This is a genomic window from Cupriavidus sp. 05L310, from assembly GCF_056398185.1.
Map to the genome: position 1 here is coordinate 38,022 of NZ_JBFTOX010000012.1, position 14,461 is coordinate 52,482.

General features: G+C 67.4%; 16 protein-coding genes. All 16 read left to right on the top strand.

Features of this window, described 5'->3' with window-relative positions:
• Nucleotides 1–13: 13 nt before the first annotated feature.
• The 16 genes from AC1DS6_RS10950 (at nucleotide 14) to AC1DS6_RS11025 (ending at nucleotide 14,426) form a co-directional block, all read left to right on the top strand.
• Nucleotides 14–889, top strand: a complete 876-nt coding sequence (locus tag AC1DS6_RS10950) for an ATP-binding cassette domain-containing protein (RefSeq protein WP_477102490.1) — start codon at nucleotides 14–16, stop codon at nucleotides 887–889.
• Nucleotides 890–1,130: 241 nt separating this feature from the next.
• Nucleotides 1,131–1,346: a TOBE domain-containing protein gene (locus AC1DS6_RS10955; RefSeq protein ID WP_006161487.1), complete on the top strand. Its 216-nt coding sequence runs from the start codon at nucleotides 1,131–1,133 to the stop codon at nucleotides 1,344–1,346.
• 41 nt (nucleotides 1,347–1,387) lie between these two features.
• Entirely contained in the window at nucleotides 1,388–2,305 is a 918-nt protein-coding gene (locus tag AC1DS6_RS10960) for an EAL domain-containing protein (RefSeq protein WP_441634631.1), read from the top strand.
• On the top strand, nucleotides 2,302–3,012 hold the full coding sequence (locus AC1DS6_RS10965; protein ID WP_441634633.1) for an RBBP9/YdeN family alpha/beta hydrolase: 711 nt from the start codon (nucleotides 2,302–2,304) through the stop codon (nucleotides 3,010–3,012). Before AC1DS6_RS10960 ends, AC1DS6_RS10965 begins: the two co-directional genes overlap by 4 nt.
• A gap of 191 nt (nucleotides 3,013–3,203) precedes the next feature.
• Nucleotides 3,204–4,148 (top strand): sulfate ABC transporter permease subunit CysT, encoded by a 945-nt coding sequence (gene cysT, locus AC1DS6_RS10970; protein WP_035865018.1) that lies wholly within the window; start codon nucleotides 3,204–3,206, stop codon nucleotides 4,146–4,148.
• 1 nt (nucleotide 4,149) lies between these two features.
• The gene (gene cysW, locus AC1DS6_RS10975) at nucleotides 4,150–5,088 is read left to right on the top strand and encodes a sulfate ABC transporter permease subunit CysW (protein ID WP_477102491.1); all 939 of its coding nucleotides are present in this window, start codon (nucleotides 4,150–4,152) and stop codon (nucleotides 5,086–5,088) included.
• Nucleotides 5,085–6,233: a sulfate/molybdate ABC transporter ATP-binding protein gene (locus tag AC1DS6_RS10980; protein ID WP_477102492.1), complete on the top strand. Its 1,149-nt coding sequence runs from the start codon at nucleotides 5,085–5,087 to the stop codon at nucleotides 6,231–6,233. Before cysW ends, AC1DS6_RS10980 begins: the two co-directional genes overlap by 4 nt.
• Nucleotides 6,230–7,177, top strand: coding sequence for a CysB family HTH-type transcriptional regulator (locus AC1DS6_RS10985; protein ID WP_477102493.1), 948 nt, complete (start codon nucleotides 6,230–6,232; stop codon nucleotides 7,175–7,177). Before AC1DS6_RS10980 ends, AC1DS6_RS10985 begins: the two co-directional genes overlap by 4 nt.
• 208 nt (nucleotides 7,178–7,385) lie before the next feature.
• A complete protein-coding gene (locus AC1DS6_RS10990) occupies nucleotides 7,386–7,592 on the top strand; it encodes a LiaI-LiaF-like domain-containing protein (RefSeq protein ID WP_441634641.1) in 207 nt (68 codons plus the stop codon).
• Nucleotides 7,589–8,023, top strand: coding sequence for a terminase (locus AC1DS6_RS10995; protein ID WP_441634642.1), 435 nt, complete (start codon nucleotides 7,589–7,591; stop codon nucleotides 8,021–8,023). Before AC1DS6_RS10990 ends, AC1DS6_RS10995 begins: the two co-directional genes overlap by 4 nt.
• A 115-nt stretch (nucleotides 8,024–8,138) precedes the next feature.
• Nucleotides 8,139–9,326 carry a sensor histidine kinase gene (locus AC1DS6_RS11000; protein WP_441634683.1) on the top strand — a complete coding sequence of 396 codons (1,188 nt, stop codon included), beginning with the start codon at nucleotides 8,139–8,141 and terminating at the stop codon, nucleotides 9,324–9,326.
• 72 nt (nucleotides 9,327–9,398) lie between these two features.
• Nucleotides 9,399–10,229 carry a LytR/AlgR family response regulator transcription factor gene (locus tag AC1DS6_RS11005; protein ID WP_441634644.1) on the top strand — a complete coding sequence of 277 codons (831 nt, stop codon included), beginning with the start codon at nucleotides 9,399–9,401 and terminating at the stop codon, nucleotides 10,227–10,229.
• 122 nt (nucleotides 10,230–10,351) lie between these two features.
• Nucleotides 10,352–11,611 (top strand): MFS transporter, encoded by a 1,260-nt coding sequence (locus AC1DS6_RS11010; RefSeq protein ID WP_441634646.1) that lies wholly within the window; start codon nucleotides 10,352–10,354, stop codon nucleotides 11,609–11,611.
• 91 nt (nucleotides 11,612–11,702) lie between these two features.
• Entirely contained in the window at nucleotides 11,703–13,445 is a 1,743-nt protein-coding gene (locus tag AC1DS6_RS11015; RefSeq protein WP_477102494.1) for a thiamine pyrophosphate-binding protein, read from the top strand.
• Between the two features lie 61 nt (nucleotides 13,446–13,506).
• Nucleotides 13,507–14,004 (top strand): ribonuclease E activity regulator RraA, encoded by a 498-nt coding sequence (rraA, locus tag AC1DS6_RS11020; RefSeq protein WP_477102495.1) that lies wholly within the window; start codon nucleotides 13,507–13,509, stop codon nucleotides 14,002–14,004.
• Nucleotides 14,005–14,006: 2 nt separating this feature from the next.
• Complete coding sequence (locus tag AC1DS6_RS11025) at nucleotides 14,007–14,426, top strand: gamma-glutamylcyclotransferase family protein (protein WP_477102496.1); 420 nt, start codon at nucleotides 14,007–14,009, stop codon at nucleotides 14,424–14,426.
• Nucleotides 14,427–14,461: the final 35 nt, after the last annotated feature.

Below are 14,461 nucleotides of genomic sequence, written 5' to 3' on the forward strand. Positions count from 1 at the left end.
AGGAGAACACGAAATGCAAAGCAACCCGATCGAACAGGCTGCGCTGGCGGACGTGCCAGCGAGCAAAGCCGGCAACGGACTGTCGCTGCGCGTGCAGCAGGTAGTGAAGCGCTACGGCGGGCGCGAGGTGCTGCACGGCATCGACCTGCAGGCCGCCCCCGGCGAGTTCCTCGCCATCGTGGGCCGCAGCGGCTGCGGCAAGAGCACCTTGCTGCGGCTGGTGGCGGGCCTGGAAGACAGCGACGGCGGCGCCGTGACGCTTGACGATGGCCCGGGCCGCAAGCAGCGCGAGGCGGTCCGTGTGATGTTCCAGGACGCACGCTTGCTGCCGTGGAAGAAGGTGCTGGACAACGTGGCGCTGGGCCTGCCTCGCTCAAGGCTGGCCGATGCCGCCAGGGTGCTGGGCCAGGTCGGCCTGGCCGAGCGCGCGGGCGAATGGCCGGCGCGCCTGTCGGGCGGGCAGCGCCAGCGCGTCGCTCTGGCGCGCGCGCTGGTGCATCACCCGCGGCTGTTGTTGCTGGACGAACCGCTGGGCGCGCTCGACGCGCTGACGCGCATCGAGATGCAGGGGCTGATCGAGTCGCTGTGGCAACGCCTGGGCTTTACGGCGCTGCTGGTTACGCACGATGTTTCCGAGGCGGTAGCGCTGGCCGACCGCGTGGTGCTGATCGAAGACGGGCGCATTGCGCTGGACCAGCGCGTGGCGTTGCCACGACCGCGCCAGCGAGGCTCGGCCGCTTTCGCGCAACTGGAGGATGCGGTGCTGCGGCGGGTCATGCAACGCGACGAGGCAGTGGCGGCCGACGCCGTCGGGTATGGCCAGGCACTGGCGCCCGCGGTGGACTGGTCGGTTGCGCGCACGGCCGATTCGGTGCGCTGGGCGATCTAGCCAGTGGCCGGATCAGCGAGTGCAGGCAGGCGGATCACGCAGAAGGCAAGACTGCAAACCAGGTTGCAAACAAGTTTGAGGCAACAGTCATGCCGGCGCAATTGCATGAACCCGGTGCAACCCGCGGCGTAGCCGCGGCAAGTTTGAGCGTGCAACGTCACTCATCGCGGTTCACCACGCAAGGCGCTGAATCAAAGTTTTACGCAATCTTCATTTTCACTCACGCAAAGGAACTTCTATCATGAGCATTCAGGCGATCAACGTACGCAACCAGTTCCGCGGCAAGGTAGCCGCCATCATCGAAGGCCCGGTGGTCTCGGAGGTCGACGTCGAGACGCCGGCCGGCATCGTCACCTCGGTCATCACCACCCGCTCGGTCAAGGATCTCGGTCTCACCATCGGCAGCGAAGTCGTTGCCCTGGTGAAGGCTACCGAGGTGTCCCTGGCCAAGCTTTGAAGCCTCGCCCGAGGCGCAAGCGCAACGCAAAGGAAATGGCAATGGCAAGCGCGAACGAAACAGGCGCGGGACTGGCGGCACTCACCCATTACCTGGAAGGGCTGCCTCGCCGGCCCGAGAGCGATCGTCAGCTTTGGCGAGACGAGCGTGGGCAGGTGCAGGGCCAGTTCTACAACTGTTCGCTGACCAGTGCCTTCGAGCCGCTCATTACCTTGTCCAGCCACGACGTGGTGGCGCACGAGGGCACGCTGCGCACCTATGCCGGCGACGGTGTCGGCCTGGCGGCGTGGAAGCTGTTCGCGATGGCGGCGGACGATGCCTCGCTGGTGTCGCTGGACCGCCTCTCGCGGCTGGTGCACGCCATCAATTATTTCGCCGCCGATGGCGAGCGCAAGCTGGTGCTCAATGTGCATAACCGGCTGCTGGCGGCGGTGGCCGACGATCATGGCTCGGCCTTCCGGCGCGCGCTGCAATCGCTGGGACTGCCGCTCGAACGGTTCGTGATCCAGGTACCGGCCAGCGCCAACGACGATCTGCCGCTGCTGCTGCATGTGGTGGGCAACTATCGCCGCAACGGCTTTGCCGTCAGCCTGCAGGCATCTGACCCCGCCGAGGCGGGTGCGCTGATGGCGCATGCCTTGCCCGAATGGCTCAAGCTGGACATGCGCCGCAACTGGACCGACCGGCAGCTTGCCGGGTTGCAGGCCAGCGCGGACAGCGCCGGCGTGACCCTGATCGGGCGCCGGCTGGAGAATGCCGAGAACGCCGAGCGGCTGCAGGCGGCCGGCATCGTGCTGGGGCAGGGCAGTTTCACCGGCGCGGCCGTGAGCGCGCGCGACCTGCGCGTGCCGCAAGCGGGGCCTGGCGGCGGTGACGCGGGCAATGAGGAATTCGAGGGCGGGGCGGCCCGGAACGGATCCGGCCGCGTCCCGATGGCGTTCAGCAAGGAGCCGATATGACGCAGACGAAGAGGCCTGCCGCGCCGCACCAGCGCGGCGGGCAGGCGGGCGCCGGCGGGCGCGCCGCCGACGTGCGGCTGAAGGTGCCCAAGGGATTGCAGATCCTGACGGTGCCGGGCTTGCACGGCAGCGGGCCGGGCCACTGGCAGAGCCGCTGGGAACAGCGCTTTCCGGACTGGCAGCGCGTGGAGCAGCACGACTGGTCGCGCCCCAGCCTGCCGCTGTGGGCCGAGCGCGTCTCGGAAAGCGTGATGCGGGCGCAGCGCGTGGCATCGCGCGGGGCCATCCTGGTGGCGCACAGCTTCGGCTGCCTGGCCACCTTGCGCCAGGCGGCGCTGGACGCCGAGGGCATTGCGGGCGCCCTCCTGGTGGCGCCGGCCGACCCCGACAAGTTCGGCGTGGCGGCATTGCTGCCGGCCCGCCGGCTGCCGTTTCCCACCATCCTCATCGCCAGCCGCAACGATCCCTGGATGCAGCAGCGCACTGCCTTCAGCTGGGGCACGCTTTGGGGGAGCGAACTGCACGACGCGGGCCTGGCAGGCCACATCAATGCCGATTCCGGGCTGGACCAGTGGCCCGAAGGGCTGGGCTTGCTTGCCACATTGATACAGCGCATTGAAGCAGACGGCAGCGCCGGACCGTCTGACGACCGCTCGGAGCCTTGGGAAACGGGTGTCGAGGTGTCGTCGACGTTCCCTTATATCTAAAACGCCTAAGAACATACGTAAAGATTCGTTCTGTTTATAAGGCGGGATCTGCAGAATTTGTCTCGTAGGCCGGTGCGTTATGCGCCGGCGTCATAAAGAAGCCCCCCCGTTTCCCGGATTCCTGGCCCGAGCCTTCGCCTGAATCCTTCTCCGGGTGGTGAATGCGACACTGACGGCACAGACGAGACAACATGCCACCCTCGATTTCCCTGGCGGACACTCCGCCCCCGGCGAGGCCGGATGCCCCGCAGGCGCGCAAGCGCGCGCCCGCCAGGCCAAGCAAGCAGCGCTTTACCGTGCTGCCGGGCTTTGGCCTCTCGCTGGGGTTCACGCTGTTCTACCTGACGCTGATCGTTCTGATCCCGCTGTCGGCCACCTTCCTCAAGACCTTTACGATGAGCTGGGAGGCCTTCTGGAGCGCAATCAGCGCGCCGCGGGTCGTCGCTTCCCTGCAGCTCAGCTTTGGCGCCTCGCTGATCGCCGCCATCGTGAATACCGTGTTCGGACTGGTGGTGGCCTGGGTGCTGGTGCGCTACCGCTTTCCCGGCAAGCGCCTGGTTGACGCACTGGTGGACCTGCCGTTCGCCTTGCCCACCGCGGTGGCCGGTATCGCGCTGACCGCGCTGTATGCCGGCAATGGCTGGCTCGGCCGCTACCTGGAGCCGCTGGGCGTCAAGGTCGCCTTCACGCCGCTGGGCGTGGTGGTGGCGTTGACATTCATCGGGCTGCCCTTTGTGGTGCGCACGGTGCAGCCGGTGCTGGAGGATGCCGAGCAGGAGCTGGAGGAGGCCGCCGCCAGCCTGGGCGCCACCCGTCTGCAGACGTTTCTCCGCGTGATCCTGCCGACCATCCTGCCGGCGCTGCTGACCGGGTTTGCGCTGTCGTTCGCACGGGCCACAGGCGAGTACGGTTCGGTGGTGTTTATCTCCGGCAACATGCCGATGATCTCCGAGATCGCGCCGCTGATGATTTATTCCAAGCTGGAACAATACGACTACGCGGGCGCCACCGCGGTGGCGGTGGTGATGCTGGTGATCTCCTTTGCCCTGTTGCTGCTGATCAACCTGCTGCAAGCGTGGACGCGCCGCCACCATCAGGCCGTGCGCGCCTCCGTGGCGCCGGGCAAGGAGAACTGAAATGGCCGGCGTTGTTACCCAGGGCCTGGGCGGCCGTTCCGCCCCCGCCGCGCGTTTTCGGGATGCCACGGGCGAAGCGCCGTGGGTGCGTTACACCTTGATTACCGTTGCGGTGCTGTTCCTCGCGCTGTTCCTGTTTATTCCGCTGGCTTCGGTCTTTTACGAAGCGCTGCGCAAGGGCGTGCAGACTTATTTCGATTCGCTGGTCGAGCCCGATGCCGTGGCCGCGATCCAGCTCACGCTGCTGGTGGCGGCCATCGCAGTGCCGCTCAACGTGGTGTTCGGCGTGGCGGCGGCGTGGGCCATCGCCAAGTTCGATTTCCGCGGCAAGAACCTGCTGATCACGCTGATCGACCTGCCGTTCTCGGTGTCGCCGGTGATCTCCGGCCTGGTCTATGTGCTGCTGTTCGGCGCGCAGGGCTGGCTGGGTCCGTGGCTGGAGGCACACGATATCAAGATCATGTTCGCGGTGCCGGGCATCGTGCTGGCCACCATCTTCGTCACCTTTCCCTTTGTCGCACGCGAGCTGATTCCGCTGATGCAGGCGCAGGGCAGCGAGGAAGAAGAGGCCGCCATCGTGCTGGGCGCCTCCGGCTGGCAGACTTTCCGCCGCATCACGCTGCCCAATATCCGCTGGGGCCTGCTGTATGGCGTGATCCTGTGCAATGCGCGGGCCATGGGCGAGTTCGGCGCGGTCTCGGTGGTATCGGGCCATATCCGCGGGCTTACCAACACCATGCCGCTGCACGTGGAGATCCTCTACAACGAGTACAACTTCGCGGCAGCCTTCGCGGTGGCGTCGCTGCTGACGCTGCTGGCCCTGGTCACGCTCGGTATCAAGACGCTGGTGGAATACCGGGCGCGCGGCGAGCACAGGGAAGACGACAATTTTGCGCCCGAGAATCCGGTCGCTGGCAAATTGCAAGGACAGGCATCATGAGCATCCAGGTCAAGAATGTGCAGAAGCGCTTCGGTAATTTCGTCGCGCTGGACGATGTCACGCTCGATTTCGACGAAGGCCAGCTGACGGCGCTGCTGGGGCCCTCTGGCTGCGGCAAGACTACCTTGCTGCGCATCATCGCAGGTCTTGAACGGGCGGACGATGGCCAGATCCTGCTGGAAGGGCGCGATGCCTCGCACCAGCATGTGCGCCAGCGCCAGGTCGGCTTTGTGTTCCAGCACTACGCACTGTTCAAGCATATGACGGTGTTCGAGAACGTGGCCTTCGGCCTGCGCGTGAAGCCGCGCGCCGAACGGCCGAGCGAGGCGCAGATCCGGGAGAAGGTGCGCTCGCTGCTGGAGCTGGTGCAGCTCGACTGGCTGGCCGACCGCTATCCGCCGCAGTTGTCCGGCGGGCAGCGCCAGCGCATCGCGCTGGCCCGCGCGCTGGCCGTGGAACCGCGCGTGCTGCTGCTCGACGAGCCTTTCGGTGCGCTCGACGCCAAGGTGCGCAAGGAACTGCGCCGCTGGCTGCGGCGCCTGCATGACGAACTGCACGTGACCAGCGTATTCGTCACCCACGACCAGGAAGAGGCGCTGGAAGTCGCCGACCAGGTCGTGCTGATGAATCGCGGCCACGTCGAGCAGGCGGGCACGCCGGAGGCGGTCTACAACCATCCGGCCACGCCCTTCGTGTTCGGCTTCCTCGGCAACGTCAACCTGTTCCACGGCCGGCTGGAAGTGGGCGAGCGGGGCGGCTTGCTGCACACCGGCGATTCGATCCTGCCTGTCATCGGCAGCGGCCATGAAACCGCCGGCGATGCCGTGGCCTATGTCCGCCCGCACGATCTCGACCTGGAACGCTACGCGCCCGGCGCCGACGGCATCGCCGTGACGCTGCGCCGCGCGCTGACGCTGGGCCCCGTGGCCCAGCTCGAACTGGAGCGCGAAGACACCCAGGAAGTGATTGAAGTGGCGCTGCCTCTCGAACGCTTCCGCCACCAGGGCTTCCGCGAAGGCGAGCTGCTGGCGGTGCGGCCGCGCCAGTTGCGTGTCTTCGTCCAGCCTCAACCCGCAGCACAGGCAAATACACCAACACAATCACAAGCCAGGGCCAATGCTGCCCCGGCGGGAGCCGCACTATGAATTTCCAGCAACTGCGTTCGATCCGCGAGGCGGTTCGCCGCCAGTTCAACCTGACCGAGGTTGCCAATGCCCTCTACACCTCGCAGCCCGGCGTGTCGCGCCAGATCCGCGAGCTGGAGGAAGAACTCGGGGTCGAGATCTTCGAGCGCTATGGCAAGCGCCTGACCGGCCTGACCGAGCCCGGCCGCGAAATCGTGCGCATCGTCGAGCGGCTGCTGCTCGAGGCGGAGAACCTGCGCCAGGCCGGGGACGAATTCGCCGGCCGGCATACCGGCCGCCTGACGGTGGCCACGACCCACACCCAGGCCCGCTACGCCTTGCCCAAGGTGGTGCAGAGCTTCCGCCGCGCCTATCCGCATGTGACGCTGGCGTTGCAGGAAGCCTCGCCGGCGCACATTGTCGAATTGCTGCTGACCGGCCAGGCCGATATCGGCATCGCCACCGAGGCGGTGGCCAGCGAGGCGGGCCTGACTTCCTTCGAGGCTTATACCTGGCGGCATGTCCTGGTGGTATCGCCGGACCACCCGCTGACGCACCTGCCGGAGCCGACGCTGGAGGATATCGCCGGCTTCCCGATCATTACCTATGACGCCGGCTTCACCGGGCGCCGCAAGATCGACGGCGCCTTTGCGGCCGCCGGCCTGCAGCCGGAGATCGTGCTCACCGCCATGGACGCGGACGTGATCAAGACCTACGCGGAACTGGACCTGGGCGTGGGCATCGTTGCCTCGATGGCCTACGACGAGCGCAAGGACGCCGGCCTGGTGCGGATTGCGGCCGACCACCTGTTCGAGCCGAATACCACCAGCGTGGCGGTGCGGCGCGGGGCCTACCTGCGTGGCTACGCCCATGCCTTTATCAACATGTTCGCGCCGCATCTGTCGCGCGACACCCTCACCAGCGCCCTGTCCGAACCCGCGGGCGTGCAGGTGGTCGAGGCCTGAAGACCTCGGGGACACGGGGCCCCGCGGTGCCGGTGGCGCCGCATCCCCGCGTTTCGCGCCGTCCGCTCTCCATTCGTCGCACGCCACTTCCGTCGCGTACTTTGTCGGCGTAAAGTCGCTACAGTCCGTGGCGGAATACACATGCCGTCACATGGCGATGATGCACCGCACTATCGACGGTGCGCGAGTCCCGCACGAGGAGAGGGCAATGAAACGAGGCCGTAGCGGCAGGGGGCTGATTGTCCCGATCATCCTGATTGCGCTGGGCGCGATCTTTCTGGCGCAGAACAGCGGCATCCTGCCCGCCCATATCGTGCGCGAAGGATGGCCGGTGCTGTTGATCGCCATAGGTGCGATCCTGCTCGTGCGCCGTTTCGCCTGGCGCCGTGTCGACCGGCGCGGGCCGGAGCAATGAGCGCGCGCCCGGAAGGGCTGCTGCGCTGGCAGTGGCGCGGCTACGCCCGCAATCACAATCACCCGCGCAGCTTGCTGCTGCACATCGTCGCCGTGCCGATGTTCATGGCCGGCAATGTGCTGTTCGTCTACGGCGCGCTGGCGCTTTCCGTCCCGGCGGTGGCGCTTGGCGTGCTGTGCATGGCCTTGTCCATGATGCTGCAAGGCCGCGCCCACCGGCTTGAGGCTGTCAGGCCCGAACCGTTCGCCGGCCCGCTCGATATCGCGCTGCGCATCCTGGCCGAGCAGTGGATCACGTTTCCGCGCTTTGTCCTGTCGGGCCAATGGTGGGCCGCGTTGCATGGCCGTGCGGCCGGCGATGACGGTAGCGAAGCCGGCGGCAAGGTGGCCCAGCGTACATGCGGGCCGGGCAAAGGGTGCCAGAGCTTATGAGCGGCTATTACAATAGCGATCAGTCATCCCCGACTTGTCCTGCGGCTGCGGTAGCGCCGGCAGGACCGGCGCCATTTTCCCCGTCGCGCAGGGAGGCCTTGCCCACATGAAATCGCTGGATCGGCTAGATCGCTGCCCCGCCGCCATTCCTTCCCGGATCTCGATCCTCGCACGCGACCTGTTGTTCGTGCTGTGCATCAACACCTTGATCGCCGTCAGCCTCAACTATGGCTTCCGTACCGGTGGCTCGTTGTGGCACAACTTCGTCTATAGCCACCTGATCGGCCTGTCGATCTGGCTGCTGATCGATGTCGCCCGCGTGCTGATCTGGTGGAACGAGCGGCCCAGGCGCTGGCCCTTCCTGTGCCTGACCGCCATTGCCGTGCCGCTTGGCGTGATCATGGGCAGCTGGGCGACGCGCATCCTCCTTAACGAGCCGGCGAAGTCCTTCGAGGAAGCCGCCGACACGCTGCGCATGTGCCTGGTGGTCGGCATGCTCGCTTCGGCCAGCATGATCTATTTCTACTGGTCCCGGGAGAAGCTCGCCCACCTGGAACGGCAGGCCGCGCTCGACGCCCTGCAGCGCGAGGAGGCGGAAAAGCAACTGGTGCGCGCGCAGCTCATGGCCTTGCAGGCACAGATCGAGCCGCACTTCCTGTTCAACTCCCTGGCCAACCTGGATTGCCTGATCGCCACCGACCAGCAGGCCGCCCGGCGGCTGCTGCAGCGGCTGATCGGCTTCCTGCGCATGTCGCTGTCGCATACGCGCGCCGAGCAATGCACGCTGCGCCAGGAGTTCGAGTTGCTGCGCAGCTATCTCGACATCCAGGCCCTGCGTTTCGGCACGCGCCTGAGCTATCAGATCGAACTGCCGCCCGAGCTGGCGGAAGTGGAGATCCCGCCCATGCTGATCCAGCCGCTGGTGGAGAACGCGGTCACCCACGGCATCGAGCCATGCATGCGTGGCGGCAGCATCGTGCTGTCGGCGCGCGCGCAGGGCGAGAACGCGGTACAGGTGGTGATCCAGGATACCGGGGTGGGGTTCGGGCATGCCGTGACCAAGGGCTCCGGCCTGGGCCTGACCCATGTGCGCGAGCGGCTGGCGCGTATTTTCGGGGCGTCGGCCAGCATGCAGATGGAAGAAAACACGCCGCGCGGCGTGATCGTCCGGCTGACCTTGCCCGTCGTGCGGCTGGCGGCGCCAGTGCCCGTGCCGGCGCCAGCGCCGGCGCCGGCCAGCGCCCCTGCCGGACTCGGGATGGCCCCCGTTACCCGTGCCGCGCATGGCGTTTCTCATCCCTGAGGCGGCTGACTGCCACAGCCGCCCCGGTTTCAACCGCCGTTCCGAACGATCCGCTTCATTACTGCCGCTTCCATGTCCCCGACCTTGTTGATCGCTGACGACGAGCCGCTGCTCGCGCGCGCCTTGCATGCCGAATTGTCCAGTCTCTGGCCCGAGGCGCAGATCGTCTCCGTGGTGCACGACGGCGTATCCGCGCTGGAGGCGGCCCGGCAGCACGCGCCCCAGGTTGCGTTTCTCGATATCCGCATGCCGGGCATGAGCGGCATGGACGTGGCGCGCGAGCTGATGGCGTTCGATCCGCCGCCCCTGGTGGTGTTCGTCACGGCGTACGACCAGTTCGCGCTGGAAGCATTCGAGCGCGAGGCGGTCGACTACGTGCTCAAGCCCGTGCAGCCCGACCGGCTGGAGGCCACTGTGCACCGCCTCAAGGCAAGGCTGGCGGCCCATGCGCAGGCGAGCGAGGAGGGCGGCTCCGCGCTCGACACCGATCGCCTGGCGCAGTTGCTGGCCCGCCTCGAGACCCTGGAGCCCGGTGGCGCGCCAGCGCAGCAGGCCCCGGCGGGCTCGCCCCAGCATGGCTACCTGCGGTTCATCAAGGCGCTGGTCGGGCAGGAAATCCGCATCATCCCGGTGGATGAAGTGATCTACCTGGAGGCGACCGACAAGTACGTCAACGTCGTGTCCGCCAGCGGGGAAGCGCTGATCCGCACCAGCCTGCGCGAACTGTCGCAGCAACTCGATCCGGAACGCTTCTGGCAGATCCATCGCGGCACGGTGGTGAATATCGACTGCGTGGCCAGTGCCGTGAACCAGTCGCTCGGCCGGCTCGCGCTCAAGCTGCGCAATCGCGCGGAGACCTTGCCGGTGGCGCGCCAGTACGCCTACCTGTTCAAGCAGATGTAGCGGGCAGGGCACCCCTGCCGAGGGCGGTTTTACTCTATGATGCGATATTCGCAGCGCGCCCCTGGTCCGTGACCGGGCCAGGCAGCAGTGGCCGGCGCGCCAGGTTCAGCACGATACGCCCGATGACTGCCGCCGCTCTCGATCCCATTCGCAATCCGTTGCGCCACGATGCCCAGGTCATTGGCCTGGTCGGGCTGGCCCACGGCGTTTCCCACTTTTTCCACCTGCTGCTGGCGCCCCTGTTCCCATGGATCAAGGCCGAGTTTGGCCTGAGCTATGCCGAACTGGGTTTGCTGATGACGGTGTTCTTCGCCGTCTCGGCCGTGGTGCAGACGGCGTCTGGCTTCGTGGTCGACCGCTTCGGTGCCAAGCCGGTGCTGTTCGGCGGCCTTGGGCTGCTGGGCACGGCGGCCCTGCTGCTGTCGGTCAGCCCCAGCTACGCGATGCTGCTGCTTGGCGCCGGCGTGGCGGGGATCGGCAATGGCGTGTTCCATCCCGCCGATTTCACCTTGCTCAATAAACATGTGTCGCAGCCGCGGCTGGGCCATGCGTTCTCGGTGCACGGCATCTCGGGCAACCTTGGCTGGGCCGCCGCGCCGATCTTCCTGGTGACCATTGCCGAGTTCAGCACCTGGCGCACCGCGCTCGCCTGCGCTTCGGCCGTGGCCTTCGGCGTGCTGGCGGTGCTGCTGGCCTTCCGGCACGTGCTCGACCCGCGCGGCACCGCCGGCGCGGCGCCCAGGCCGGCCGCGGCCAAGGCGGGCGGCAGCATGCTGGCGTTTCTCAAGTTGCCGCAGGTGTGGATCTGCTGGGCCTTCTTCCTGGTCACTACCTTTTCGTTCTCCGGCATCCAGAGTTTCGCGCCGACCGCACTGACCCAGCTCTACGGCATGCCGCTGACGCTGGCCACGGCGTCCTACACCGTCTACATGCTGTGCAGCGCCGGCGGCATGATCGTGGGCGGCTTCGCCGCGGGACGCACCAGCAACCACGACCGCCTGATTGCGATGAGCTTCACGCTGTCGGGCCTTGTCGCCATCGTGGTGGGGCTGGGCGTGCTGCCGGCCGTGATGGTGCCGGTGCTGATGGGCGTGATCGGCTTCGGCGCCGGTACGGCCGGGCCTTCGCGCGATCTGCTGGTGCGCGCCGCCGCGCCGGCCGGGGCCACCGGGCGAGTCTATGGCGTGGTCTACTCCGGGCTGGATATCGGGCTGGCCAGCGGACCGCTGTTCTTCGGCATGCTGATGGATGCGCACTGGCCGAGCTGGGTCTTCTTCATGATCGGCGCTTTCCAGATGCTGGCGATCTTCACCGCCGTCACGGTAGGCAATGGCAACCGCTCGCGCCGTGATGCGGGGGGCAACCGCGCGGCCGCCAGCTGACACGCTGCCGGCCCGGACTGCCCACGCCCTGTGCTGATACCAAATTCCTGATCCACGGTTCCGCACGGAACCATCAACTTGTCCACTGCCCATGGTCAATCCTGCCGCCACGCCGTCCCATGCCGCCCCCGACGGGGCACCGCCGCTCCAGCCGGGCGGCCATATCCTGGTCGATGCGCTGCTGGCGCACGGCGCCGAACTGGCCTTCGGCGTTCCCGGCGAGAGCTATCTGGCGGTGCTCGATGGCTTCCACGCGCGGCGCGACCGCCTGCGCTTCGTGATCTGCCGGCAGGAAGGGGGCGCGGCGGTCATGGCCGAAGCCTACGGCAAGCTGACCGGGCAGCCCGGCCTGGCGTTCTGCACGCGCGGCCCCGGCGCCACCAATGCCAGCATCGGCGTCCATACGGCGTACCAGGATTCCACGCCGATGATTCTCTTCATCGGCCAGGTCGGCAGCGATTTTGCCGATCGCGAGGCCTTCCAGGAGATCGACTACCGCCGCATGTTCGGCCAGATGGCCAAGTGGGTGGCGCAGATCGAGCGGGCCGAGCGGATTCCCGAATACATCGCCCGCGCCTACCAGACCGCTACCTCGGGCAGGCCCGGCCCCGTGGTCCTGGCGCTGCCGGAGGACATGCTGACCCAGCAGGTTGCCGTAACGCAGCTGGCGCACTACCAGCGCGTCATGAGTTGGCCGGGCGAGGGCGATCTGGCCCGCCTTGCCAGTATGCTGGGCAGCGCCGAGCGGCCTTTCGTGATTGCCGGCGGCAGCGGCTGGACGCCCGAGGCCTGCCAGGACCTGCAGCATTTTGCCGGACGCTTCCAGTTGCCGGTGGGCTGCGCCTTTCGCTTCCAGGACCTGTTCGACAGCCGCCACGCCAGCTATGCGGGCGATGTCGGTATCGGCATCAACCCGCAACTGGCCGAACGCATCCGCGCTGCCGACCTGGTGCTTGCCATCGGCCCGAGGCTGGGCGAGATGACCACCGGGGGCTATGCGCTGCTGGCCGCGCCGCGGCCGGCGCAGGCCCTGATCCATGTCCATGCGGGCGCCGAGGAACTGGGCAGCGTCTACCAGGCCGACCTGATGGTGCAGGCCTCGATGCCGGCCATCGCGAAACGGCTGGCCCAGCTCGATGCCCCCGCCACGCCGCGCTGGCAGGCATGGACCGCCGCAGCGCACGCCGTTTACGAAGCCTACCTGGCACCGCCGACCTATACCGGGCAGGGCGTGGACATGGCCGCCATCGTGCGCACGCTGGATACCGTGCTGCCGGCCGATGCCGTTGTGACCAACGGCGCGGGCAACTACGCTAGCTGGCTGCACCGCTATTTCCGCTATCGCCCTTTTGCCGGCGGCGGCCGCGGCCAGCTTGCGCCGACCAGCGGTGCCATGGGCTACGGGGTGCCCGCGGCAGTGGGCGCCAAGATCGCCTTTCCAGGGCGCACGGTGGTGGCGCTGGCCGGGGATGGCTGCTTCCTGATGAATGGCCAGGAACTTGCCACCGCGATGCAGTACGGGGCGGCCGTGATCATCATCGTCGTCAACAATGGCATGTACGGCACCATCCGCATGCACCAGGAGCGTGAGTATCCCGGCCATGTGAGCGGCACCGAACTGCACAACCCGGATTTCGCCGCGCTGGCGCGGGCATATGGCGCGCGTGGCGCCGTCGTGACCCGCAACGAAGCGTTCGAGCCGGCATTGCGCGAGGCGCTGGCCGCACCGGTTGCCAGCCTGATCGAGATCCGCATCGATCCGGAACAGATCACGCCGCGCACCACGCTGCAGGCCATTCGCGACCAGGCGCTGGCCGCGCGGGGCGCGTCCTGAGGCAGGCCGCCATCGCCTCGTCTAACGTGTTCTTTCCACCTTTCTGATTTGGGAGTTCTTCATGAGCTTTGCTACCACCGATCTCTGCGACGCCAATGAGGCACGGCTGGCCGACGGTTCGCTGCGCGTGCTGGCGCCGGTATTCCACCATTTCGGCAAACGCGCCGCGTTTTCCGGCCCGGCTGCCACGCTGAAGCTGTTCGAGGACAATTCGCTGGTGCGCGAAGCGGTCGAGTCGCCCGGCAACGGCCGCGTGCTGGTGGTGGATGGCGGCGGCTCGCTGCGCTGCGCGCTGGTGGGCGGCAACCTTGGCGTGCTGGCCGAGAAAAACGGTTGGGCCGGCATCATCGTCAATGGCTGCGTGCGCGATAGCGCTGAGCTTGCGGTCTGCGATATCGGCGTGCGCGCCCTGGCACTGCATCCGCAGAAAAGCCAGAAGCGCAATGTGGGCGAGCGCGAGGTCACGGTGCAGATGCCCGGCGCCGTGGTGCGGCCCGGCAACTGGATCTATGCCGACGCCGATGGCGTGCTGGTGGCGGACAGCAAGCTGGAGGGCTGAGCATGCCGGTGGTATTTGTCTACGGCACCCTGCGCGCGGGCGAAGTCAACGACCTCAACGCGGCCGCGCGCAAGCACGGCATTGCCGCGCCGCGCCTGCTCGGCTGCGCCACCGTGCCGGGCCGGCTCTATGACTTCGGCACCTATCCCGGCCTGGTGCTGGATGCCGGCGCCCCCGGCGTGGCTGGCGATTTGTACGAGGTGGATGCCGCCCTGGTGCCGGTGCTCGATGAAATCGAAGAGGTTTATCCGGGCCAGGCCACGCTGTTCGTTCGCGAGGAGCAGGTGGTGACGGCTGGCGACCAGGCCGTACGCTGCCTGCTGTACCCGGTGGGGGAGGACGCGGTGACGGGTTTGCCGCGCATTGCCTCCGGTGACTGGGTGGCCTACCGGCGTGAGCGCGAGGCAAATCCGCCTGCGTAGGACCGCACGGGGGGTGCTGGATGCGTTCCTCCTTG